23 protein-coding genes are annotated in these 23,348 nt (G+C 42.7%); 20 read left to right on the top strand and 3 right to left on the bottom strand.

The genetic code is table 11. From position 1 onward, the window contains the following. Window positions 1-8: 8 nt before the first annotated feature. The 5 genes from OCV72_RS02165 to OCV72_RS02145 all read left to right on the top strand — a co-directional run bounded on the left by OCV72_RS02165 (window position 9) and on the right by OCV72_RS02145 (window position 6,661). On the top strand, window positions 9-1,145 hold the full coding sequence (locus OCV72_RS02165) for an LCP family protein (protein ID WP_055281585.1): 1,137 nt from the start codon (window positions 9-11) through the stop codon (window positions 1,143-1,145). Beyond that, window positions 1,129-2,436, top strand: a complete 1,308-nt coding sequence (locus OCV72_RS02160) for an O-antigen polymerase (RefSeq protein WP_055281583.1) — start codon at window positions 1,129-1,131, stop codon at window positions 2,434-2,436. Before OCV72_RS02165 ends, OCV72_RS02160 begins: the two co-directional genes overlap by 17 nt. A gap of 17 nt (window positions 2,437-2,453) precedes the next feature. Continuing rightward, complete coding sequence (locus OCV72_RS02155) at window positions 2,454-3,380, top strand: glycosyltransferase family 2 protein (protein WP_055281580.1); 927 nt, start codon at window positions 2,454-2,456, stop codon at window positions 3,378-3,380. Window positions 3,381-3,475: 95 nt separating this feature from the next. Then, window positions 3,476-4,885 carry an LCP family protein gene (locus OCV72_RS02150; protein WP_055281578.1) on the top strand — a complete coding sequence of 470 codons (1,410 nt, stop codon included), beginning with the start codon at window positions 3,476-3,478 and terminating at the stop codon, window positions 4,883-4,885. A gap of 33 nt (window positions 4,886-4,918) precedes the next feature. Next, window positions 4,919-6,661 (top strand): cohesin domain-containing protein, encoded by a 1,743-nt coding sequence (locus tag OCV72_RS02145; RefSeq protein WP_055281576.1) that lies wholly within the window; start codon window positions 4,919-4,921, stop codon window positions 6,659-6,661. Window positions 6,662-6,738: 77 nt separating this feature from the next. Here OCV72_RS02145 and OCV72_RS02140 read toward each other — a convergent pair whose 3' ends face one another. Further along, window positions 6,739-7,632 (bottom strand): polysaccharide deacetylase family protein, encoded by an 894-nt coding sequence (locus OCV72_RS02140; protein ID WP_055281574.1) that lies wholly within the window; start codon window positions 7,630-7,632, stop codon window positions 6,739-6,741. 105 nt (window positions 7,633-7,737) lie between these two features. On the opposite strand from OCV72_RS02140, the gene OCV72_RS02135 reads away from it, so the two are divergent. The 3 genes from OCV72_RS02135 (at window position 7,738) to OCV72_RS02125 (ending at window position 11,656) form a co-directional block, all read left to right on the top strand. Continuing rightward, entirely contained in the window at window positions 7,738-8,730 is a 993-nt protein-coding gene (locus OCV72_RS02135; RefSeq protein ID WP_242859188.1) for a leucine-rich repeat protein, read from the top strand. A 105-nt stretch (window positions 8,731-8,835) separates the two neighbouring features. Further along, complete coding sequence (locus tag OCV72_RS02130; RefSeq protein WP_055281748.1) at window positions 8,836-10,119, top strand: vWA domain-containing protein; 1,284 nt, start codon at window positions 8,836-8,838, stop codon at window positions 10,117-10,119. Window positions 10,120-10,153: 34 nt separating this feature from the next. Continuing rightward, entirely contained in the window at window positions 10,154-11,656 is a 1,503-nt protein-coding gene (locus OCV72_RS02125; protein ID WP_055281572.1) for an ATP-binding protein, read from the top strand. 10 nt (window positions 11,657-11,666) lie between these two features. Here OCV72_RS02125 and OCV72_RS02120 read toward each other — a convergent pair whose 3' ends face one another. Then, window positions 11,667-11,810 carry a hypothetical protein gene (locus OCV72_RS02120; protein ID WP_171029315.1) on the bottom strand — a complete coding sequence of 48 codons (144 nt, stop codon included), beginning with the start codon at window positions 11,808-11,810 and terminating at the stop codon, window positions 11,667-11,669. A gap of 341 nt (window positions 11,811-12,151) precedes the next feature. On the opposite strand from OCV72_RS02120, the gene prmA reads away from it, so the two are divergent. From prmA to thiI, 4 genes are read left to right on the top strand one after another with little or no spacing between them, the layout of a single operon-like run. Beyond that, window positions 12,152-13,105 carry a 50S ribosomal protein L11 methyltransferase gene (prmA, locus tag OCV72_RS02115; RefSeq protein WP_055281570.1) on the top strand — a complete coding sequence of 318 codons (954 nt, stop codon included), beginning with the start codon at window positions 12,152-12,154 and terminating at the stop codon, window positions 13,103-13,105. A 10-nt stretch (window positions 13,106-13,115) separates the two neighbouring features. Continuing rightward, window positions 13,116-13,853, top strand: a complete 738-nt coding sequence (locus OCV72_RS02110; protein ID WP_055281569.1) for a 16S rRNA (uracil(1498)-N(3))-methyltransferase — start codon at window positions 13,116-13,118, stop codon at window positions 13,851-13,853. Between the two features lie 45 nt (window positions 13,854-13,898). Continuing rightward, window positions 13,899-15,059, top strand: coding sequence for a cysteine desulfurase family protein (locus OCV72_RS02105; protein ID WP_055281567.1), 1,161 nt, complete (start codon window positions 13,899-13,901; stop codon window positions 15,057-15,059). A gap of 45 nt (window positions 15,060-15,104) precedes the next feature. After that, complete coding sequence (thiI, locus tag OCV72_RS02100) at window positions 15,105-16,292, top strand: tRNA uracil 4-sulfurtransferase ThiI (RefSeq protein WP_028086996.1); 1,188 nt, start codon at window positions 15,105-15,107, stop codon at window positions 16,290-16,292. Between the two features lie 70 nt (window positions 16,293-16,362). Here the strand turns inward: thiI and OCV72_RS02095 are convergent, their stop codons facing one another. Then, window positions 16,363-16,596 carry an HPr family phosphocarrier protein gene (locus OCV72_RS02095; RefSeq protein WP_055281565.1) on the bottom strand — a complete coding sequence of 78 codons (234 nt, stop codon included), beginning with the start codon at window positions 16,594-16,596 and terminating at the stop codon, window positions 16,363-16,365. A 143-nt stretch (window positions 16,597-16,739) separates the two neighbouring features. Here OCV72_RS02095 and mtaB point away from each other — a divergent pair, with 143 nt between their 5' ends. The 8 genes from mtaB to OCV72_RS02055 all read left to right on the top strand — a co-directional run bounded on the left by mtaB (window position 16,740) and on the right by OCV72_RS02055 (window position 23,332). Beyond that, the gene (mtaB, locus tag OCV72_RS02090; protein WP_055281746.1) at window positions 16,740-18,068 is read left to right on the top strand and encodes a tRNA (N(6)-L-threonylcarbamoyladenosine(37)-C(2))-methylthiotransferase MtaB; all 1,329 of its coding nucleotides are present in this window, start codon (window positions 16,740-16,742) and stop codon (window positions 18,066-18,068) included. 57 nt (window positions 18,069-18,125) lie between these two features. Beyond that, a complete protein-coding gene (locus OCV72_RS02085) occupies window positions 18,126-18,389 on the top strand; it encodes an IreB family regulatory phosphoprotein (protein WP_055281563.1) in 264 nt (87 codons plus the stop codon). 5 nt (window positions 18,390-18,394) lie between these two features. Next, a complete protein-coding gene (ruvX, locus tag OCV72_RS02080) occupies window positions 18,395-18,829 on the top strand; it encodes a Holliday junction resolvase RuvX (RefSeq protein ID WP_028086993.1) in 435 nt (144 codons plus the stop codon). Between the two features lie 14 nt (window positions 18,830-18,843). Continuing rightward, entirely contained in the window at window positions 18,844-19,104 is a 261-nt protein-coding gene (locus tag OCV72_RS02075) for a DUF1292 domain-containing protein (protein ID WP_028086992.1), read from the top strand. A gap of 6 nt (window positions 19,105-19,110) precedes the next feature. Next, complete coding sequence (locus OCV72_RS02070; RefSeq protein WP_055281561.1) at window positions 19,111-19,572, top strand: Fur family transcriptional regulator; 462 nt, start codon at window positions 19,111-19,113, stop codon at window positions 19,570-19,572. A gap of 26 nt (window positions 19,573-19,598) precedes the next feature. Next, complete coding sequence (locus OCV72_RS02065) at window positions 19,599-21,266, top strand: ribonuclease J (protein WP_055281559.1); 1,668 nt, start codon at window positions 19,599-19,601, stop codon at window positions 21,264-21,266. A gap of 160 nt (window positions 21,267-21,426) precedes the next feature. Continuing rightward, window positions 21,427-22,092 (top strand): O-methyltransferase, encoded by a 666-nt coding sequence (locus tag OCV72_RS02060; protein ID WP_055281556.1) that lies wholly within the window; start codon window positions 21,427-21,429, stop codon window positions 22,090-22,092. A gap of 1 nt (window position 22,093) precedes the next feature. Continuing rightward, window positions 22,094-23,332, top strand: coding sequence for a peptidase U32 family protein (locus tag OCV72_RS02055; RefSeq protein ID WP_055281554.1), 1,239 nt, complete (start codon window positions 22,094-22,096; stop codon window positions 23,330-23,332). Window positions 23,333-23,348 lie beyond the last annotated feature (16 nt).

Raw genomic sequence — 23,348 nt, 5'->3', positions numbered from 1 at the left:
AGACGACAATGGCAAAGAAAAGACGCAAGACAAAAAGACAATTAAGAGAAGAACGACAAAAAAAATTGCGCAAAAGAAAAAGGAAAAGAATTATTTTACTAACAGTTGAAATTATAATTCTGGCTGCTTTATTAGTAGCTGCTTACGGAATATTCAAACTCGGGAAACTGGATTATAATGTGTTGAATAAAAAAAATCTGGAAGTTTATAAGGATACAGGAGAGTATACGAACATTGCATTGTTTGGATTAGATTCGAGAAATAATGAATTGGATGGCGGTGTACAAAGTGACTGTATTATGATCGCAAGTATCAATAATAAGACAAGTGACGTGAAGCTTGTGTCGGTATACAGGGATACGTTGCTGCAGCAAAAGAATGGACGCTATAATAAAGCGAACTCAGCATATAATACAGGCGGTCCGGAAGAGGCAATCAGTCTTCTGAACCGCAACTTTGATCTTGATATTAAGAATTATGTCAGTGTGAATTTTAATGCGCTTGTAAAAGTGATTGATGCTCTGGGTGGGATTGATATTAAAATGACGAAAGAAGAAGCACACTGGTGCAATCTGTATGGTGCCGAGACGGCAAGAGTGATTGGCGAACATTGGTCGGATATAGAAGAAAAAGCCGGTACACAGCATCTGGACGGTATTCATGGTGTGGCATATGCAAGAATCCGTTATACAAGTGGTAATGACTTCAAACGTGCACAGAGACAGAGAATTGTATTAGAAAAGGTTGCAAAGAAAGCACAGAAAGCGAATTTCATTACTTTAAATAAAATAGTAAATGAAGTATTTCCGATGATTTCGACAAGTTTTTCTTCAAAACAGATTCTGGGATTTGCAGCGAATGCACTGAATTATAATCTGGTGTCAACAAATGGATTCCCATATCAGGTAACAACCAGTGAAACAGTGAAGAATCATAGCGGTGTATCTTTTGTCATTCCAATCGGTTTGGAACAGAATGTAAAGCAATTACATCAGGAACTGTTTAATGATGATTCTTATGAGGCATCAGACAAAGTAAAAGAGATTGACAGTGACATTGTTTATCTGACGGATATAACAGCAGATAATACAGATGCAATGGAGTCTACGTTTAAAGGAGACAGTCTGAATGAGGGAACGGAATAAAATTATTTTAGAATATGGAACTTATATGCTGAGCTTTTTTGTCAGTTACATAGCGTCACTGGCAAAATGGTATTATGCTTCGGGAATTATTCTGATTGTGGAAGCTGTTTATTTGTATGTTCACTGGGTAAGGGAAAGTGGAAGCTTTGTGGAACTGAGGGCTCTGTTTACACTTGCCTGGGTAGGGGGCCAGGGAATCAGCTGTCTGAAACTCAGTACATTACAGGATACATGGAGCTATATAACCTGGTTGAGCTTTTTTGTGATATATATAGCTTTTGGAATAGGATATGAATGGGGAAGAAAGTATAGCAGGGTAGAGGGAAAAGAACCTGAAAAAAATAAAAAAAAGGCAAACAGGCTTTTTCGATGTATTATGTTGCTGCTGGTTGTGTCGGCCGGATGTTTTGTAATCGAAATTATCCGGATCGGTTATATTCCGGTTTTTTCAGACGAACCTTATTCGTATTCTTATTTCAGAATGTCGGCTTTACATTATCTTCATTATTGTGCAATCAGTTGTATCCTGATACCGGGACTTACGGTGCTTTGGAAAAAAATCGATTCTGAGGAAAGTAAGTGGCGTAATGGAGCAATCATTATTGCAAATATAGTGGCATTTGCAGTTCCGTTTCTCTATGTATCGAGATTTCAGTTTCTGTTTGAAATAGGTGTGGCAGCAGTCATTTATATACTGGTAAATAAAAATATGCGGAAAAGTACCTTGGTTCTTCTTGGCCTTGTGGTTTGTGCAGCGTATGTGGTGATTACATTGTCACAGAAGCGGGATGCGATATATTTGAACAATGTATTTAAAATGAAATATACACATATGCCGGTGTTTCTGACCCAGCCGTATATCTATATTGCCAATAACTACGATAATTTTGACTGTCTGGTGAAAAATCTGCCGAAATTTTCTTATGGCCTGCGGATGTTATTCCCGTTTGTGTCATTAACGGGATTGAAATTTGTAATGCCAAATCTGGTTCCGGCAACGGTCTATCTGACCAGTACCGAATTGACAACGTTTACAATGTTTTATGATGCTTATTATGATTTTGGAGTCATTGGAGTATTTGTGATAGCTTTGCTTATTGGTGTTGTGGCAAAGGTCATTATTGATATTATTAAAAAAAGTGATAACCCGGTTGTATATCTTTTTTATGGACAGATTGCAGTGTATCTGGCTCTTGCATTTTTTACAACATGGTTCAGCAGTCCTGCGACATGGTTCTGGCTGATCATTACAGGGATGATTTATTGCTATGTAGGATATGATAAGAAATAGAGGATGAAAAAGAAAAGATGAATAACGATCAGACTTCTGTAGATGTGGTGATACCATCATACAGACCAGATGAAAATTTTAGCAGACTTGTAAAAAAACTTCAGGAACAGAAATATCCGATCGGCACTATTTTTGTGATCAATACAAAGGCCGGAAGGTTTCCGAAAGAAGTAGAGCAGATGGAAAAGGTAAAAGTATCCCATATAGAACGCCGGGAATTTGATCATGGCGCAACACGGGATATGGGAATGCAGATGTCAAAGGCGGAAATTGTTGTATTTATGACACAGGATGCAGTGCCAGCAGATGAATATGTGATTGGAAATCTGGTGAAAGTACTGGAAGAAGATGAAATGACCGGGGCGGCGTATGCACGTCAGCTTGCAGCATCTAATTGTAATTATATAGAAAAATATACCAGAAAATTCAATTACCCGGAAAACAGCCGGATAAAAAGCAAGGAAGATTTACAGGAAATGGGCATTAAAACATTCTTCTGTTCTAACGTTTGTGCGGCATATAAACGGAATATTTATGAAAAAGCAGGTGGATTCTGCAAGAAAACAATATTTAATGAGGATATGATATTGGCCGGTCATATGATAAATGCCGGATATAAGGTCGCTTATGTGGCTGAAGCGAGAGTGATTCACTCGCATAATTATACAGGGATGCAGCAGTTTCACCGCAATTTTGATATGGCTGTGTCACAGGCAGAACATCCGGAAGTATTTGAGGGTATAAAGTCTGAAAGCGAAGGAATAAAATTGGTGAAACAGACAGCCGCTCATTTGGTAAAACAGCGGAAAATATATATGGTTCCAAAACTGGTTTATCAAAGTGGTTGTAAGTATATTGGTTACCGGATGGGGAAAATGTATAAAAAATTGCCGGATAAAGTCGTTAAATGGTGTTCGATGAGTCCGGGTTACTGGGAAAAGTAGACGAAAAGCTTTATTTTTGATTGAAGTTTGTCATATTTTAAGGTAATATAGATATGATATGATAAGCTACGGCTGAAGAAAGGATATAAAAAGTAATGGCAAAAGATAAAAAAAGATATAAAAGACGGGGACGAAGGTCGAAAACAAGGGGATTTGCATCCTGGTCTTTGGGTAAGAAGATTGGAGCCATTCTTGGAGGAACATTGGTAACGGTAGCAGCGATTGGAGCTGTCATTGTAGCCAGTAAACTTTCGAAGATCAATACAGTAAAGTTAGATACAGATAAATTAAGCGTTTCAAAGGAAGCCAAAAAAAGAGGAAGCGGATATCTGAACGTTGCATTGTTTGGTGTGGATTCAAGAGACAATGATCTGGATAAAGGAACCAGAAGTGATACAATAATGATTGCAAGCCTGAATAAGAAGACAATGAAGGTGAAAATTGCATCGATATATAGAGACACATTGTCAGAGCAGGAAGATGGAACATTGAATAAAATCAATGCAGCATATTCATATGGCGGTCCGGAAGGTGCTCTTTCAGTGTTAAATAAGAATTTGGATATGAATATAGAACATTATGTAACGGTGAATTTCAACTCGATGATAGACATTGTAGATTCTGTGGGCGGAATTGATATCGATGTACAGGAAGATGAAATGCCGTACATCTGTGGTTATGTTCAGGAAATTATGAAGGTGACCGGAAAGCTGTCTCCGGGAGTTACAGAACCGGGAACACAGACTCTGAATGGTGTGCAGGCAACTGCATATGCCAGAATCAGATACACGGCCGGAGATGATTTCAGACGTGCAGAAAGGCAGCGGGCGGTTCTGCAGAAAGTTGTAGAGAAGCTGCAAAAGGCATCACCGGCACAGTTGAATAAGATTATTGATAAGGTCTTTCCTGAGGTTTCGACAAACTTCACAATGACAGAAATCCTTGAATATGCGAAAGATGCGTTTGATTATGAACTGGGAGAAACAACAGGGTTCCCATTTGATAAGACAACCGATACATTGGGAAATGTAGGAAGCGTTGTTATTCCGGTTACAATGGAAAGTAATGTAAAGCAGCTGCATAGTTTCTTCTATGGAGAAAGTGATAATTATGATGTGTCTTCCACAGTATCGGATATCAGTGCAAAGATAGAGAAAAAAGCCGGAAACAGAGATGCGGATACAGACGAATCAACGCAGGAGTTTATGCAACAGCCGGAAGAGACATATTCCGGAAACAGTGGAACAACAAAGAATAGTTCGGGAAGTACAGGAACAACCGGAAGCACTTCGTACAGATCGGGAACGAGTGGTAACAGTGGTACTTCGGGAAGTACAGGGACAACGGGAAGTACAACTGGAACAAGTACGGGAAGTGGTACATCAACCGGAACAGGAAGCGGAACAACAGGAAGTACAGGAACGACAGGAAATGGTACATCAACGGGAGATACTTCAACCGGGACAGGCGGAGAATCAACCGGCGGCGAAGGTACCACAGAGTAGAACACCATAAAGATAAAAAAAGGGGTATTATTCATGAAAAAAGTCAAAAAAATAATTGTATCATTTCTTTTGATGTGTATGTTGTGTGTTGGAATGACATGTGTGGCAAGTGCAACCGCAGCAGAATTCAGATTTTCTGATCCGCAGACCAGTGTCGGAGCAGAGGTAGATGTAACGGCAAAGGTTTCATCTGCGAAAGCGTTAAATACAATTCAGGCAACATTAAGCTATGATAAAACAAAGCTGCGCTTCATCAGCGGTGATGATGCTACAGGTGGAGACGGAACAATTACAATATCAAGAAATGATGAAAATGCCGGAACAACGATGGAATTCAACTTAAAATTTCAGGCATTGGATGAGGGAACAACATCGGTAGAAGTTGCTAAGGTTGATGGAATTGATAGCAATGGAGTTGCATTGGAGATTACGTCAGGTTCTTCATCTGTCAGCATAGCAGAAGGCGATAAATCGCTGATTCAGAAAGAAGATACCAGTTCGGCTGCTGGTGGAACAGAGGTTAAGATTGGAAAATCAAAATATATCGTAACAGATGATTTTTCGGATACGATTATTCCTGATGGTTTTGTAAGAGATGCGTTGAAATTTGAAGGAACAGATCATCAGATTATTAAGCAGGAATCAAGTGGTGCACTTGCAATGTATCTTACACCTGAAAACGGAGGAGATGCGGATTTTTATCTGTATGACAGTGATACCGGAAAATTCGCTCCTCTTGAAGTAATAGAGGTTGCAAAGGGCAGATATATTATTCCTTTGGCTGATGACGGAAATATCTCATTGCCAAGCCAGTATCAGAAGACATCACTTACATTAAACGGAAAAGAGTTTGATACATGGCAGGATACAAAGAATGCGGAATATTATATTGTCTATGCGATGAATTCGGATGGAGAAAAGACAACATACCGTTATGATACAACAGATGGTACGTACCAGAAATATTCGCCATCATCAGGAACATCTTCAGCGTCAGATTCTACTGTCAATAACGGAAAAGGAATCTGGGGAAAAATTTTAAATTTTGTAGATAGTTTTTTGGATATCGTAGTAATTATTGCACTTGTTCTTTTTGCAGTACTGCTGATCGTAGTAATTATTACTTCTGTAAAACTTCATTATAGAGATCTTGAATTAGATGATCTGTATGACGAATATGGAATTGATATGGATGAGGAAGAAGCAGAGAAGAAGATTCAGAAAAAAGCTGCGAAAAAAGTAAATAAAGAGAAGAAGAAAAATAAAAAGACAGCTAAAAAACCAGCAGCTGTAAAGAAAACGTCAAGATTTGACTATGGAGAAGACGAATTTGAAGATTATGAGGATGATTTCGATGATGAGGATCCATGGGTGACAGAGAATATTGCTAAAGCAATGGAGCACAAGCCTGCTAAGAAACAATCAGCAAGGCAGAAAAAGCCAGCAAGACGCACAGAACCTGAAAGAGAAAAGAAACCATCCCAAGGCGTCCGTGCCTTAGACGAGACAGGTCCGGCAATCCGTAAACCTGTTAAGAAGATCAATTTGGAGGATACCAATGATTTTGAAGCCTTTACCCCTCTGGATGAAGAAGCATTTGACAACTTCGAAGGCTATTATTCAGAAGATGATGATTATGATCTGTTCGGAGCAGGTTATGATGATGACGATCTGTTCGATGCGACAGCAGATCTTTTGAGTAATCATCCGGAAAAGAGAAGAAGTCATGCGGAGATGGATGATACATTCAAAATGGATGTGATTGACCTCGATTAAAATAGGATGAATAGAATGAACCGGTTTGCAGAAATCAGAAAGAAATTGATGGAAGCAAACCGGTTCGTTTTTTATTTTCATGTGTTCCTGACAAGCTTTTTGAGTGTAGAAAATGTATACCCCATCTCCTCCCATTTTGCAAGCAGCTCATCCAGAATCTCACTATTGGTTCTGGAGGTGTTATGCAGCAGCACGATGGCACCCGGATGGATCCGTCCGAGAAGCTTGTCAAAGGCTTCTTCTTTGGATGGCTGCGCGTCGGCCAGCCAGTCAACGTAGGCAAGACTCCAGAAGAAGGTATGATATCCCATGTCTTTTGCCATCTGCAGATTTTCAGTACTGTATTTTCCCTGTGGCGGCCGGTAGAAGCGGGTCATGGACTTGCCTGTGATATCTTTATACAGAGCTTCTACACTCTTAAGTTCTCTGGAAAATGTCTCCTTTGTTGCAATCTGGGACATATCGGGGTGATGGAAGGTATGATTGCCGATGGTATGGCCTCCTTTTAACATCTGCTTTACCAGCTCCGGATTATCACGCAGAAAGTTTCCGACAACAAAAAATGTGGCTTGAACGTTGTGCTGTTTTAAAGCATTCAAGATAGCCGGTGTATTTCCGTTTTCATAGCCGCAGTCAAAAGTGAGATAGATGACTTTTTTATCCGTCTTTTGTGCATAGTAGGCGTGATATTGCTGAAGCTCATCGAAAGATGCATTACCGACAGGAACTTTGCCTTCCTCCTGAAAGCTGAGACCCCAGTTTTCGGCAGCCGGCAGAATCGTGGAGAGGGGATTGCCGGAAGTCGAGGCTGTCGGAACTGTGCCGGAGGAAGCTACATTACCGGATGGACTTTTATCATCTGTTCTGACAGACGCAGGTGGAAAGATCCGGGCAATCTGTCCGCCTGCAAAGAAACAGAATGAAAAGAAGAATAAGAGGATCAATGGTTTGTAATTATGTAACCGGGACATAAGAACTCCGCAAGAATCATTTGTTCATATATATGCAGCGAATGCAAAGTTATGACCTGCCTTGCAAATAGCAGGGAATCATAGTAGTATAGGGAAGAAAGAAAAATGGACGGAAATGAATGGAATATGGATGAAAAAATAAATGAACAGGTAAAGAATAAAAAGCAGGACAATATGATCACGCCGGAGATCCGGTATAAAAAGACAGCGAAGGGCATGATGATCACAGAATATTCCGGGACGGACAGTTACGTGGTCCTGCCGGATGAGATAGAAGGCGAAGCTGTGACCGCACTGGATGACTATGCATTTGCCAGGAATCTGGAAGTGGAAGAGATCTGGCTGCCGGAAGCGTTAAAAGAAGTCGGTCGTTACGCATTCTACCGGTGCAGGAACCTGAAAAAACTGATTCTGGGGAATCAACTGCTCGATATGGGTGGAGGTGCATTGACGGGTTGTCGTCTGACGGAAGTAGAGATTTATTTCCGTGAGGGGAAGAAAAGTTGTCTAAAATCCATTGTGGAAGAGATGCGCTATCAGATCCGTGTAAATCTGTATGGATACAGTTGGCGATATGATGCAGGTGAAGAAAAAAACTGTACAGATGGACAGATGTGGGAAGCCAGAATCCTTTTCCCGGAACACTATGAAGAAGCAGTAGAGAATACGCCGGCAAGAATCTTGGAGACGCACCACCACGGTGCGGGAGGATATTACCGCCAGTGCTTTTATAACCGGGAATTAGATTATAAGAAATATGATGAGATGTTCTATCATACGGTTGCGGAGGATACAGAAGAGACGGCGGTGGAGCTTGCACTGGACCGTCTGCGTTTCCCGGAGGAATTGTCGGAGAAGAACAAAAATGTCTACAAAACATACATACGGAAGCATATGGAAACGGTGGCAGCGTATCTGGTAAAGAGAGAAGATATAGAAGGAATCCGGTTCCTGGAGCAGAAGAAGCTGTGGAGTGAACCGTCTTTACAGAAAGGTATGGATGTAGCGGCAGAGGGGAACAGGACGGAAAGTCTGAGTGTGCTTATGGATGTCAGAAAAGAGTTGTTCCCGAAGAAGAAAAAGACGTTTGAATTGTAAGGAGAAAAAGCGGAAAATCATATGGCAGATACGAAGAGACGTATAAAAAATGAAGAAATAAAGAAAGAAACAACAGAACCAGAGGCTGTGTCACAGTCAACTGCCATGCAGGAGCGTATGGAGTCTGTCAGCCGAAAGATCCTGATCACGGCAAGAAATGAGCTTTATATGAAGATGCGTTTCCTGGACGTTGCATTGTCGTGCATGCCATTTATACCGGATACTGGTGTGGACGGCATGGGAACGGATGGACTGTACCTTTATTATGATCCGCAGTATCTGGGGGGATTGTTCCGGGAAGACCGCGTTATGGTGAACCGGATCTATCTGCATCTGGTACTGCATGGTATCTTCCGGCATATGCTCCGGAGAAAGGGAAGAGAAGAGCGGATTTATCATCTGGCCTGCGACATTGTGGCAGAATCCATCATCGACGGGCTTCAGTACCGCTGTGTGATGAAGGCCAGGTCTCTTCCGAGAAGAGAGATGTACCGGATGCTGAAGAAGGAAATGAAGACACTGACGGCAGAACGGGTATATGAAGTGCTGAAGAAAGAAGAATTCCCGGAAACGAAACTTGGACAGTTAGAGTCAGACTTCCGTGTGGATGATCACAGCTATTGGCCAAAAGACGTGGATAAGAAAAAGCAGAGTCAGATTGAGAATCAGTGGCAGGACATCAGCGAACGTATGGAGACGGAGATGGAGACATTTTCCAAAGAGGCATCGGAAAGTTCGGGTGGTCTGATCGATCAGGTGAAGGTCGAGAACCGGGAACGGATGGATTACCGGGAATTCTTACGGAAGTTTTCCGTATTAAAAGAAGAGATGACGGTAGATCCGGATTCGTTTGATTATAATTTTTACAGTTATGGATTGTCTTTATACGGCAATATGCCATTGATCGAGCCGCAGGAGTGGAAGGAAATTCAAAAAGTTGAGGAGTTTGTGATTGTGATCGACACGTCGATGTCGTGTTCGGGAGATTTGGTGAAAAAGTTCCTGGAAGAGACATACGGTGTGCTGAGTGAGAACGACAGTTTTTTTAGAAAGGTGAATATTCACATCATCCAGTGTGACGACCAGATCCAGACGGATCAGAAGATCACCTGTGAGGAAGAATTGAAATCTTATATGGAGAAGTTAGAATTAAAAGGCGAAGGCGGAACGGATTTTCGCCCGGCATTTGCCTATGTGGATGAAATGATCCGGCAGCATGCATTTGAACATCTGCGGGGGATGATCTATTTTACGGACGGACGTGGAATCTATCCGGCGAAGCGCCCGGTCTATGAGACGGCATTTGTGTTCATGGAGGAAGAATATGAAGATGTGGATGTCCCGCCGTGGGCGATCAAGATCATTCTGGAAGAAGGGCAGGACTTTTAAGGAAATGTTGAAATACATGGAGGAAAGAAAATAAATGGATATAAAGCGAGCAAAGAAAGAAATCAAAGATTCCATTGAGGCATATCTTGCCAAAGATGAGTTCGGGGATTATATGATTCCACAGATCAGACAGAGACCGATTCTTTTGATGGGGCCTCCGGGAATCGGAAAGACTCAGGTCATGGAACAGGTGGCCAAAGAGTGTAAAGTGGCGCTTGTGGCATATACGATTACGCACCACACCAGACAGAGTGCGGTGGGACTGCCATTTATTGAAAAGAAAGTATATAGCGGAAAAGAATATTCTGTTACCGAATATACGATGAGTGAGATTATTGCCTCAATATACGATAAGATGGAAGAGACCGGATTAAAAGAAGGAATCCTCTTCATCGATGAGATCAACTGTGTGTCAGAGACGCTGGCACCGACGATGCTGCAGTTCTTGCAGTGTAAGATGTTCGGCAATCAGAAGATCCCGGAAGGCTGGATCATCGTGGCAGCAGGCAATCCGCCGGAATATAATAAGTCGGTTCGCGATTTTGATGTGGTGACGCTCGATCGTATCAAGAAGATCGATGTGGATGTGAATTATGATGTCTGGAAAGAATACGCATATCAGGCAGATATCCATCCGGCAATCCTTGCATATTTGGAGATCCGCAGAGATTATTTCTATCGCATGGAGACGACAGTAGACGGAAGAGTCTTTGCAACGGCCAGAGGATGGGAAGATCTCTCCCAGCTTCTGAAGACATATGAGAAGCTGGGAAAGAAAGCAGACAGAGAGGTCGTTCATCAGTACATTCAGCACTGGAAGATTGCAAAGGATTTTGCGAATTATCTGGAACTGTACAGAAAATACAAGAAAGATTACGGACTTGAGAAGATCATCGAAGGTGTCTATACAAAGGACACTTTGGAAAGACTGCAGTATGCGGCGTTTGATGAGCGTCTCAGTGTAGTTAACATGCTGATCGGAAGACTGGGAACTTGCTTTAAAGATTATTTTCTGAAAGACCGGTTTGTGACGATCTTATATGAATATCTGAAGTTATTAAGATCCAATCTGCAGATCGATCTTGTAGTCTGTGAATCGAGGGACAAGTACGAAAAACTCCGGAAAGAAGAGCAGATGACAAAGCAGGAAGATCATGTACGCAAACAGGTACTGGATACGCTGGAATCCTATGAACAGCTTACGAAAGAGGAACATCTGGATGGAGAAGCAGCATTTGAACGTGTAAAGGAATTGTTTGGCAATGAAGTGGCAGGGCGGGAAGAACTGACAGAGCATACACTTGCTGCGCTGGAACACGCATTTGAGTTCATGGAAGATGCATTCGGAGACAGTCAGGAGATGGTCTCTTTCGTGACAGAGCTTAACACGAATTATTACAGTATTCAGTTCCTGAAGGAAAATGACTGCGACAAGTATTATCAGTACAATAAGAAATTGTTATTTGACAAACAACAGGAAGAGATCCTGTCCGAAATGGATGAGATCGAACAGGATCTGAACACTGCCGTAAAATAATGGTTAAAATTTAATATGTAAGTTTATATCCGTGGCGGATCTTACGGAAAATTTTCCAGATAATGACTGCCGGAAAACTGAGTGCAATATAAAGAGACGACAGTACGCCGACACCTCCGCCGATGATCATAAGAATTAAAATACCAATATTCATAAAAAAGTCCTCCTTGCTGATGTTCGCCGCCGGGAGATCTCAAAGAACCCAATGTGGCAGCTTTTGTGTAAATATGATATGGAATTTTGCTTCCGGATACATTGTATGCATTTTGGCAAGGCAGTGAAAGAGAAGAACGGGCTTCTTAACACGGTCTGAACAGAATACGTTAATTTCTTAACGGAGTTTTAACAAAAGAAGTACATTTACTTTAAACGGCACAGGTGTTAGAATAAACAATGTATATGGATACTGGGAGGATTGCGGATATAACGCATATAAGAGCAGCATATACGATGAATGAACGTAAAAAATATAAGATGACATAAAGGAGAATATATATGAAATGGAATCAGTTTCGCCTGAAGACGACGACAGAGGCAGAAGATATCGTCAGCAGCATGCTTGCAGATCTTGGAATCGAAGGAGTGCAGATCGAGGACAAGATTCCGCTCACCCAGTCTGACAAAGAGCAGATGTTCGTAGACATCCTGCCGGATATACCGGAAGATGATGGATGTGCATATCTGACATTCTATCTGGACGAAGATGTAGACAAACAGGAACTGTTACTGAAAGTCAGACAGGAATTGGAAGAGATGAGAAGTTACCTGAATGTAGGGGAATGTACGATTGAAGAATCACAGACAGAGGATGTAGACTGGGTGAATAACTGGAAACAGTATTTCCATCAGTTCTATATTGATGACATTCTTGTCATTCCTTCATGGGAAAATGTCGAGGCGAAGGACAGTGACAAGATGGTGATCCATATCGATCCGGGTACAGCATTCGGAACCGGTATGCATGAGACAACACAGCTCTGCATCCGTCAGCTTAAGAAATATGTGACAGAGGATACAGAAATCTTAGATGTAGGATGTGGAAGCGGAATCCTTGGAATGCTGGCATTGAAGTTCGGCGCAAAGCATTCCGTAGGAACGGATCTGGATCCGTGTGCGATCGATGCAACATATGAGAATATGGACAATAACGGAATCAGCAGAGATCAGTATGAAGTCATGATCGGTAACATCATTGATGATAAAGCAGTACAGGACAAGGTGGGATATGAAAAATATGATATTGTAGCAGCAAATATTCTGGCAGATGTACTGGTGCCGCTGACACCTGTGATCATTCATCAGATGAAAAAAGGCGGTATCTATATCACGAGTGGAATCATCGAAGACAAAGAAGATGTGGTAGTAAAAGCTGTGAAGGAGGCAGGTCTGGAAGTCCTGGAAGTCAATCACCAGGGTGAGTGGGTATCTGTAACAGCAAGAAAGAATTAGAGGATCTGATATGCAGCATTTTTTTGTATCACCGGAACAGGTGAGGGAAGAAAAAATCTATGTAGAAGGCAGTGACGTCAATCATATGAAGAATGTGCTCCGTATGAAGACCGGCGAGGAACTGACCATTGGGGACGGTGACGGGTGGCTCTATGTGTGTGTGGTGGAATCTTACGAAGAAGACATGGCGGTACTTAAGATTCTGGAGAAAAAGAAGGATGAGAGCGAACTTCCGTCAAAAATCTATCTGTTTCAGGGGCTCCCAAAACAGGACAAGATGGAACTGATCGTGCAGAAAGCGGTGGAACTGGGTGTATACCAGGTGATTCCGGTGGCAACGAAGCGTGCAGTGGTAAAGCTGGATGCAAAGAAAGCAAAAAAGAAGGTCGAACGCTGGCAGCAGATCGCAGTCAGTGCGGCAAAGCAGGCAGGAAGAGGCATTATCCCGGCAGTGGGAGAAGTGTGTACTTATGCACAGGCCCTGAAGTATGCAGAGGAACTGGATGTTGTCCTGATCCCGTATGAACTGGCAGAAGGCATGGAAGAGACGAAGCAGATCATTGCAGAGATCCGGCCGGGGCAGTCGGTCGGCATCTTTATCGGACCGGAAGGCGGCTTTGAGAAAGAAGAAGTAGAACAGGCTGTGAAAGCCGGGGCAGAGCCGCTGACACTTGGGAAGAGAATCTTACGGACAGAGACGGCCGGACTTACAATGCTTTCGGTTCTGATGTTCCATCTGGAAGGGTAGAGACATAATCTAATACTAAGAATGAAGAGTACAGGAAGTGAAGAAATGAAGGAAGTATATCTGGATAATTCGGCGACCACCATGGCATATCGAAGCGTCGGGGAACTGGTGCAGAAGGTTATGTGTGAAGACTATGGCAATCCGTCTTCCATGCATAACAAGGGTGTGGAAGCAGAAAAATATATAAAAGAAGCAAAAGAGACATTTGCAAGACTATGGAAAGTACAGGAAAAGGAAGTGTATTTTACTTCCGGCGGTACCGAAAGTGACAATATGGCATTGATCGGTGCAGCAAGGGCGAACAAGCGTGCAGGCAACCACCTGATCACGTCATCTATTGAACATCCGGCGATCATTAATACCATGCGTTTTCTGGAAGAGGAAGAAGGATTCCGTGTAACCTATCTTCCGGTAGATCAGTATGGAAGGATCCGTCTGGATGCACTGCAGGAAGCACTGTGTGAAGATACGATTCTGGTATCGATCATGTATGTGAATAATGAGGTAGGTTCTGTCCAGCCGATTCAGGAAGCGGCAAGTATCGTAAAGGCATATAATAAAGATATTTTATTCCATGTCGATGCGGTACAGGGATTTGGAAAATATAAGATTTACCCGAAGAAACTTAAGGTAGATATGTGTTCCGTCAGTGGTCATAAGATCCACGGACCGAAGGGTGTGGGTGCTTTATACATCGGTGAAAATGTAAAGATCCGTCCGATCGTTTATGGAGGCGGCCAGCAGCATGATATGCGTTCCGGAACAGAAAATGTACCGGGAATCGCAGGACTTTCCCTGGCAGCAAAGACGATTTACGACAACCTGGATAAGAAGGTAGAGAAGATGAGGATGCTAAAGCAGCATTTCATCGAAGGCGTGGAAAAGATTGAGAATACGACGATCCACGGATTATATGATGAGACATCGGCACCGCATATTATCAGTGTAGGAATCGCAGGTATCCGGAGTGAAGTATTGCTGCATGCGCTGGAAGATAAGGGAATCTATGTATCATCCGGTTCGGCATGTGCATCCAATCATCCACAGATCAGCGGTGTGTTAAAGGGAATCGGCGCAAGGCAGGAGTTCCTGGATGCGACCCTCAGGTTCAGTATGTCAGAATTTACTACGATGGAAGAGATTGACTATACGCTCGATGCACTATATAATATAGTACCGATGCTTAGAAGATATACCAGACATTAAGTAGATCACGATAAAAGAGAAAGAAATCAGGAAAGGAATCAGAAGATGAGATTTCATACATTTTTATTAAAATATGGAGAGATTGGAATTAAGGGAAAGAACCGTCATCTGTTCGAGGATGCACTGGTACGTCAGGTGCGCTATGCATTAAAGGATGTGGACGGACAGTTTGATGTGCATAAGTCACAGGCGAGAATCTATGTGGACTGTGAAGGAGATTATGATTATGATGAGACGGTAGAACATCTGAAAAAGGTATTTGGTCTGGTCGGAATCTGTCCGGTTGTCCGTATGGAGGATAAAGGATTTGAGGAACTGAAGAAAGACGTTGTGGCATATATGGATGAGATGTATCCGGATAAGAACTTCACATTCAAAGTAGAATCCAGACGTGCAAAGAAGTCGTACCCATTGAATTCTATGGAGATCAGCCGTGACCTTGGAGAGGCTATTTTGTATGCATTTCCGGAGAGCGGAATCAAAGTTGATGTGCATCATCCGGATGTCATGGTCAATGTAGAAGTAAGAAATGAGATTTACGTATATTCACAGATCATCCCGGGAGCAGGCGGAATGCCGGTTGGAACCAATGGTTCGGCGATGCTTCTGTTATCCGGCGGTATCGACAGCCCGGTTGCAGGATATATGGTATCAAAACGTGGTGTGAGTCTTGAAGCAACCTATTTCCACGCACCGCCGTATACAAGTGAGCGTGCAAAACAGAAAGTTGTGGATCTTGCGAAGAAGGTAGCAAAATATTCCGGACCGATCAAGCTTCACGTAGTTAACTTTACTGACATCCAGCTTTATATCTATGACCAGTGCCCGCACGATGAACTGACGATCATTATGAGAAGATATATGATGCGTATTGCAGAGCATTTTGCAAAAGAAGATGGATGCTTAGGTATGATCACAGGTGAGAGTATCGGACAGGTGGCAAGTCAGACCATGCAGAGCCTTGCGGCAACCAATGATGTATGTACGATGCCGGTTTACCGTCCGCTGATTGGATTTGACAAGCAGGAGATCGTGGATGTGTCAGAGAAGATCGATACTTACGAGACATCCATCCAGCCATTCGAAGACTGCTGTACGATCTTCGTGGCAAAACATCCGGTAACAAAGCCAAATATTGATGTGATCCGGCGTTCGGAAGAGAACCTGAATGAAAAGATTGATGAGCTGATGAAGCAAGCGATCGAGACTGTTGAGGTCATTGAAGTAAAATAAAAAAAGAGGGCTGAACCCTTAAACAGGTCAGCCCTTTCTCTAAGTAGATCATTTACTTTTTGATTACTGATTAGTCACAAAGATAAGGTTTTAACATAGTCATGATCTCATCTACATTATCATCAGCGTGGATGTTCAGATCGATCGGTTTAGAAAGATCTAAGCTGAAGATTCCCATGATTGATTTCGCATCGATGACATATCTTCCGGATACAAGATCAAAATCATAATCAAATTTTGTGATGTCATTTACAAATGATTTTACTTTGTCAATTGAATTTAAAGAAATTTTTACTGTTTTCATTGGAATACCCTCCTTGATTCATTTCTTGTTCTATAGATATATTAAGAGTCAGACGAAGAAAAGTCAAGAAACAAATTGCCAAAGAATTCAGAAGATTTTCGTTAGAAGTTACAACAATGTGTAAAAAAGAAAGGAACAGATACATGAAGAAAGTAGCATTGCATAATCTCGGGTGCAAAGTGAATGCGTATGAGACGGAAGCCATGCAGGAACTGCTGGAAAAGCACGGATATGAGATCGTGCCGTTTCAGGAAGGTGCAGATGTGTATATCATCAATACCTGTACGGTGACAAATATGGCAGACCGGAAATCCAGACAGATGCTGCACAGGGCAAGAAAGATGAATCCGGATTCGATTGTCGTTGCCTGTGGCTGTTACGTGCAGGCCAGAAAAGATGACATCCCGGATGGAATCGATATTGTCATCGGAAATAACAAGAAGCAGAATATTGTCGAGATCCTGGAAAATTATGAGAAAGAGAAAAATCAGGATGCCCAGGCCGGAACACCGGCAAAACAGGAAAAAGCGGCAGAGACCTATCAGGAGATTCTGGATATCAATCACGAAAAAGCGTATGAAGATCTGCATTTAAGCACGGCAGCAGAGCATACGAGAGCGTATATTAAGGTACAGGATGGATGTAACCAGTTCTGTTCTTACTGTATTATTCCATTTGCAAGAGGAAGAGTAAGAAGCAGAAGCCGTGACAGCGTACTTGAAGAAGTAAAGACATTGGCGGCCAACGGATACAAAGAAGTGGTACTGACGGGAATCCACCTGAGTTCCTATGGAATCGACTGCGATGACAATCTGTTATCCCTGATCCTTGCGATCCACGAAGTAGATGGAATTGAAAGAATCCGCCTCGGATCACTGGAACCAAGAATCATCACGAAGGAATTTGTACAGACGATCGCGCAGCTTCCGAAGATGTGTCCGCATTTCCATCTGTCACTGCAGAGCGGATGTAATGCAACACTGAAGCGTATGAACCGCAGATACACTGCAGAAGAGTATTACGAAAAATGCCGGCTGCTCCGTAAGTATTTCCGTAACCCGGCACTTACAACAGATGTGATCGTTGGATTCCCGGGAGAAACGGAAGAAGAATTTGCCGAGTCAAAAGCATTTGTAGATAAAGTGAATTTCTACGAGACACACATTTTCAAATATTCCAGAAGAGAAGGAACGAAGGCCGCAGCAATGAAAGACCAGGTCCCGGATCAGATCAAGGCTGTAAGAAGTGCGGAACTTATAGAACTGAGCCATAGAAAACAGGCCGCATACGAAGAAAGACTGATCGGAACCACGCAGGAAGTTCTGATCGAAGAGAAAATTATACGCAACGGAGAAGAATTACAGATTGGTCACACAAAGGAATATGTGAAAATTGGTGTAAAAAATCCGAATAATCTTATTAATCAGCTTGTAAATGTAGAAATTGAAAACCAATTACAAATATTGCATTGAAATTTAAGATTTAATCATGTAGAATAAAATTGAAATATTTTTGGAGGACGTGATTACATGAAAAATATGACAAATACCCAGTTTTTCCAGGTGGAAAGTGGACCGCAGATCAGTGCAAAAGATATTCTGGAAATCGTATACAAGGCATTGAGTGAAAAGGGATATAATCCGGTAAATCAGATCGTAGGATACATTATGTCCGGCGATCCGACTTATATCACAAGCCATAACGGAGCCAGAAGTCTGATCATGAAGATGGAAAGAGATGAACTGGTAGAAGAGATGCTCAAGACGTATATTGAGCATAATGAGTGGAAATAATGACTATGAGAATCATGGGACTGGACTATGGATCCAAGACGGTAGGTGTTGCTGTCAGTGATCCGTTGGGAATTACTGCTCAGGGAGTGGAGACTATATGCAGAAAGGACGAGAACAAGCTCAGAAAGACCTGTGCGCGTATCGAAGCACTGATCGAAGAGTATCAGGTTACGAAGATTGTCCTCGGACTTCCGAAGCATATGAACAATGATATTGGAGATCGTGCGGAAAAATCAATGGCATTTGGTGAGATGTTAAAAAGACGGACCGGCCTGGAGGTCGTGATGTGGGACGAGCGTCTGACCACGGTAGAAGCTGAACGGACTTTAATAGAGAATAAGGTAAGGCGTGAAGACCGTAAGAAATATATTGATAAGATTGCGGCTGTTTTTATATTGCAGGGATATCTGGATTCACTTGCACACACGCCACTGGATTAAGAGGTAGATTGCAGATGGAAAAGATTAAATTCATGTCCGAAGAGATGAATGAAGAAGTAGATTTTTATGTACTTGAACAGACGAAAGTTGGTGGTGTGTCATATATTCTGGTGACGGATTCGGAAGAAGATGATGCAGAATGTCTGATTCTGAAAGACACATCAGGAGAGAGCCAGTCAGAGAGCGTATACGAGATCGTAGAGGATGATGTAGAGCTTTCTGCTGTTCTGAAAGTATTTGAAGAACTACTTGAAGATGTAGAGATTGAAAGGTAGTTTGGAATGTCTATCAGTAAAGAGAAGTTTAAAGAAATGCTGAGAGAGAAGGGGTTGAAAGTTACCAACCAGCGTATACTGGTACTGGAGGTCCTTGCAGATCACCGCGATAAGCATCTGACTGCAGAAGATATTTATGAATTAGTAAGAGAAGATTATCCGGAGATTGGGCTGGCAACTATATACCGGACAGTGCAGTTGTTACTGGAAATGCAATTGGTGGATCGTATCAGTCTTGATGATGGATGTGCACGTTATGAAATCGGAGAATTCTTTGATGGAGAAGAAAGACATCATCATCACCATCTGATATGCAGAACATGTGGTAAGATTCTTCCGTTTAAGGATGATCTGTTGGAAGATCTGGAAGATAAGATCGAAGATACCACGGGATTTCATGTGTTAGACCACGAATTAAAGTTCTATGGACAGTGCAGGGAGTGCCAAAAAAGAGGCAGAAAAAAGTAGTGCGGTAAACACGTGGAGGTGTAATTTTGAAAAGAGAAAACAATGGAAAAATGCGTATCATTCCACTCGGAGGTCTGGAAAAGATCGGAATGAACATCACAGCTTTTGAGTATGAAGACAGTATTATTGTTGTAGACTGCGGATTATCTTTCCCGGAGGAGGATATGCTCGGAATCGACCTGGTCATTCCGGATGTCACCTACCTGAAAGATAACATTCAGAAAGTAAAAGGATTTGTAATCACTCATGGACATGAGGACCATATCGGTGCACTTCCTTATGTATTAAGAGAACTGAATCTTCCTATCTATGCGACAAAGCTTACGATGGGAATCATTGAGAAAAAGCTGACGGAACACAATCTGCTCCGCAGTACAAGAAGAAAAGTTGTCAGACACGGACAGTCGATCAATCTGGGACAGTTCCGTATCGAATTTATTAAGACAAACCACAGTATTCAGGATGCGGCAGCACTGGCAATCTATTCACCGGCCGGTATTGTTGTGCATACAGGAGACTTTAAAGTAGATTATACACCGGTATATGGTGATGCGATCGATCTGCAGAGATTTGCAGAGATCGGCAAGAAAGGCGTACTGGCACTGATGTCAGATAGTACCAATGCCGAGAGACCAGGATTTACACAGTCAGAGCGTACAGTAGGTATCACATTTGATCATGTTTTTGCAGAGCATAAAGATACCAGAATTATCATTGCAACATTTGCGTCAAATGTAGACCGTGTACAGCAGATCATCAATACGGCATGTAAATATGACCGTAAGGTGGTCGTAGAGGGACGAAGCATGGTGAACATCATCCAGGTTGCACAGGAACTGGGATACTTAAATGTTCCGGATAAGACATTGATCGAGATCGATCAGCTTAAGAATTATCCGCCGGAGAAGACCGTTCTGATCACAACCGGAAGCCAGGGAGAATCTATGGCAGCTCTGTCGCGTATGGCAGCAGATGTGCATAAGAAAGTAACGATCATGCCTGGTGATACGATCATCTTCAGTTCGAATCCGATCCCTGGAAATGAAAAGTCTGTATCCAAGGTAATCAATGAACTGACAGCTAAGGGAGCGAATGTCATCTTCCAGGATGCACATGTATCCGGTCATGCATGTCAGGAAGAACTGAAACTGATCTATTCTCTGGTAAAACCGAAATATGCGATCCCGGTTCACGGAGAATACCGTCACCTCAAAGCAAATGCGGGAATTGCCAGAATGCTTGGCATTCCAAAAGATAATATTTTCATCCTGAAATCCGGTAATGTTCTGGAAGTCAGTGAGAAGGAAGCAAAAGTAGTAGACAATGTACACACAGGAGAGATTCTGGTAGACGGACTTGGTGTAGGAGATGTAGGAAATATTGTTCTTCGTGACAGACAGCATCTGGCGGAAGACGGTATTATGATTGTTGTACTGACACTGGAAAAAGGAAGCAATCAGCTTCTTGCAGGTCCGGATATTGTATCGCGTGGATTCGTCTATGTAAGAGAGTCCGAAAGCCTGATGGAAGAGGCAAGAAAAGTCCTTACAGATGCAGTGGAGGATTGTCTGACACATCAGCGCAACGCAGACTGGAGTAAGATCAAGCTTGTGATACGTGATACGATGAACGATTTCATTTGGAAACGTACCAAGAGAAGACCAATGATCCTCCCGATCATTATGGACGTATAAAAAAGAAAAAAATGAGCCGCCACATAGTACGAAACCGGCGCCTTCCGACACAGTGTGTGAGGCTGGTTTTGTACAGTGTACGGCTCGTTTCCTTGTAGAATCCTAAGAGAAACTGCAGGAAAGAACAGGTATAAACAGTTAGAACAGAGGTAGAGATACTATGATCGTAGATGAACGTATGGTTACATACATCCGGTCGTTGGAACGTCCGGAGAATCCTGTGATAGAGGCAATCGAACAGGAAGCATTGGAAAGTTTCGTACCGATCATCCGCAAAGAAACCCAGAGCTTCTTAAAGGTAATGATGTTAATGAACCGCCCGGCCAGAGTGCTGGAGGTGGGCACAGCAGTCGGATTTTCGGCAATCTTAATGAGTGAATATCTTCCGGAAGGAAGCCGTATCACAACAATAGAAAACTATGAAAAAAGAATCCCGATTGCGCGAAACAACTTTAAGCGGGCGGGGAAAGAAGAACAGATCACGCTGATCGAAGGGGATGCCCTGGAAGTGATGAAGACCCTGGAAGGTCCGTATGATTTTATCTTTATGGATGCGGCCAAGGGACAGTATATCCATTATATGCCGGAGGCAGTAAGACTGCTTTCGGATGGAGGTATCCTGATGTCAGACAACGTATTACAGGATGGGGATATCATAGAATCCAGATTTGCGGTAGAGAGGCGGAACCGTACCATCCACAGCCGTATGCGGGATTACCTCTATGAATTAAAGCACAGCAATGTGCTGGAGACATCGATCATCCCGTTGGGTGATGGTGTGGCACTCAGTATCAAGAAGAAAAAAGAGGAGAAGGAGAATCGATAAGATGAGAAACAGACATCCAGAATTACTGATTCCTGCAAGCAGTCTGGAAGTGTTGAAGACTGCGGTTATGTTTGGTGCAGATGCAGTATATATCGGAGGAGAGGCATTTGGACTTCGTGCAAAGGCAAAGAACTTCTCTATGGAAGACATGAAAGAAGGCGTGCAGTTTGCGCATGAGCATGGAGCAAGAGTCCATGTCACTGTAAATATTCTTGCGCATAATGATGACCTGGAAGGTGCGGCAGAGTATTTAAAAGAACTAAAAGAGATCGGACCGGATGCGCTGATCATTGCAGATCCGGCAATCTTCATGCTTGCAAAAGAAATCTGTCCGGAGATAGAAAGACATGTCAGCACACAGGCAAATAACACGAACTATGGAACATTCAACTTCTGGTGGAACCTGGGGGCAAAGCGTGTGGTAACAGCCAGAGAACTTTCATTAAAAGAAATCAGAGAGATCCGTGCGCATATCCCGGCAGAGATGGAGATTGAAAGTTTTATCCATGGGGCAATGTGTATTTCTTATTCCGGAAGATGCCTGCTGAGCAATTTCTTTACGGGAAGAGATGCCAATCAGGGTGCCTGTACACATCCGTGCCGTTGGAAATATTCCGTGGTAGAAGAGACAAGACCGGGCGAATATATGCCGGTGTATGAGAATGAAAGAGGAACATACATTTTCAACTCCAAGGATCTGTGTATGATTGAACACATTCCGGAAATGATCGATGCGGGAATTGATAGTTTTAAGATTGAGGGACGTATGAAGACGGCTCTGTATGTGGCGACGGTTGCAAGAACTTACCGCAAGGCGATCGATGATTATCTGGAGAATCCGAAGAAATATGAGGCGAATATGCCTTGGTACAGGGATCAGATTTCGAACTGTACGTATCGTCAGTTTACGACAGGATTTTATTTTGGAAAACCGGGTGACGAGAGCCAGATCTACGATAGTAACACGTATATCAAAGAGTACACTTATCTTGGGATTATCGGCGGGATTAAAGATGGCATGTACCGCATCGAACAGAGAAATAAGTTCTCTGTAGGTGAGACTGTCGAGATTATGAAACCGGACGGACAGAACGTAGAAGTAACGGTGGAAAAGATCATAGATGAGGATGGGCAGGAGCAGGAGAGTGCGCCGCATCCAAAGCAGGTGCTGTATGTGGCATTAAGCGGAGAAGCTTCCGTATATGATATTTTAAGACGCCAGGAAGGTGTAACGGAATAGGGCAGACAAGTAACAG

Origin of the sequence: Dorea amylophila, assembly GCF_025567265.1 — a bacterium.
GTDB classification, from domain to species: domain Bacteria; phylum Bacillota; class Clostridia; order Lachnospirales; family Lachnospiraceae; genus Dorea_A; species Dorea_A amylophila.
This window is presented reverse-complemented; position numbering and strand designations above follow the sequence as displayed.

What these genes read in the sequence shown, in the direction of transcription:
- OCV72_RS02165 (WP_055281585.1), top strand. Translation starts at nt 9, where the DNA reads ATGGCAAAGAAAAGACGCAAGACAAAAAGACAATTAAGAGAAGAACGA.
- OCV72_RS02160 (WP_055281583.1), top strand. Translation starts at nt 1,129, where the DNA reads ATGAGGGAACGGAATAAAATTATTTTAGAATATGGAACTTATATGCTG.
- OCV72_RS02155 (WP_055281580.1), top strand. Translation starts at nt 2,454, where the DNA reads ATGAATAACGATCAGACTTCTGTAGATGTGGTGATACCATCATACAGA.
- OCV72_RS02150 (WP_055281578.1), top strand. Translation starts at nt 3,476, where the DNA reads ATGGCAAAAGATAAAAAAAGATATAAAAGACGGGGACGAAGGTCGAAA.
- OCV72_RS02145 (WP_055281576.1), top strand. Translation starts at nt 4,919, where the DNA reads ATGAAAAAAGTCAAAAAAATAATTGTATCATTTCTTTTGATGTGTATG.
- OCV72_RS02140 (WP_055281574.1), bottom strand. Translation starts at nt 7,632, where the DNA reads ATGTCCCGGTTACATAATTACAAACCATTGATCCTCTTATTCTTCTTT.
- OCV72_RS02135 (WP_242859188.1), top strand. Translation starts at nt 7,738, where the DNA reads ATGGACGGAAATGAATGGAATATGGATGAAAAAATAAATGAACAGGTA.
- OCV72_RS02130 (WP_055281748.1), top strand. Translation starts at nt 8,836, where the DNA reads ATGCAGGAGCGTATGGAGTCTGTCAGCCGAAAGATCCTGATCACGGCA.
- OCV72_RS02125 (WP_055281572.1), top strand. Translation starts at nt 10,154, where the DNA reads ATGGATATAAAGCGAGCAAAGAAAGAAATCAAAGATTCCATTGAGGCA.
- OCV72_RS02120 (WP_171029315.1), bottom strand. Translation starts at nt 11,810, where the DNA reads ATGAATATTGGTATTTTAATTCTTATGATCATCGGCGGAGGTGTCGGC.
- prmA (WP_055281570.1), top strand. Translation starts at nt 12,152, where the DNA reads ATGAAATGGAATCAGTTTCGCCTGAAGACGACGACAGAGGCAGAAGAT.
- OCV72_RS02110 (WP_055281569.1), top strand. Translation starts at nt 13,116, where the DNA reads ATGCAGCATTTTTTTGTATCACCGGAACAGGTGAGGGAAGAAAAAATC.
- OCV72_RS02105 (WP_055281567.1), top strand. Translation starts at nt 13,899, where the DNA reads ATGAAGGAAGTATATCTGGATAATTCGGCGACCACCATGGCATATCGA.
- thiI (WP_028086996.1), top strand. Translation starts at nt 15,105, where the DNA reads ATGAGATTTCATACATTTTTATTAAAATATGGAGAGATTGGAATTAAG.
- OCV72_RS02095 (WP_055281565.1), bottom strand. Translation starts at nt 16,596, where the DNA reads ATGAAAACAGTAAAAATTTCTTTAAATTCAATTGACAAAGTAAAATCA.
- mtaB (WP_055281746.1), top strand. Translation starts at nt 16,740, where the DNA reads ATGAAGAAAGTAGCATTGCATAATCTCGGGTGCAAAGTGAATGCGTAT.
- OCV72_RS02085 (WP_055281563.1), top strand. Translation starts at nt 18,126, where the DNA reads ATGAAAAATATGACAAATACCCAGTTTTTCCAGGTGGAAAGTGGACCG.
- ruvX (WP_028086993.1), top strand. Translation starts at nt 18,395, where the DNA reads ATGAGAATCATGGGACTGGACTATGGATCCAAGACGGTAGGTGTTGCT.
- OCV72_RS02075 (WP_028086992.1), top strand. Translation starts at nt 18,844, where the DNA reads ATGGAAAAGATTAAATTCATGTCCGAAGAGATGAATGAAGAAGTAGAT.
- OCV72_RS02070 (WP_055281561.1), top strand. Translation starts at nt 19,111, where the DNA reads ATGTCTATCAGTAAAGAGAAGTTTAAAGAAATGCTGAGAGAGAAGGGG.
- OCV72_RS02060 (WP_055281556.1), top strand. Translation starts at nt 21,427, where the DNA reads ATGATCGTAGATGAACGTATGGTTACATACATCCGGTCGTTGGAACGT.
- OCV72_RS02055 (WP_055281554.1), top strand. Translation starts at nt 22,094, where the DNA reads ATGAGAAACAGACATCCAGAATTACTGATTCCTGCAAGCAGTCTGGAA.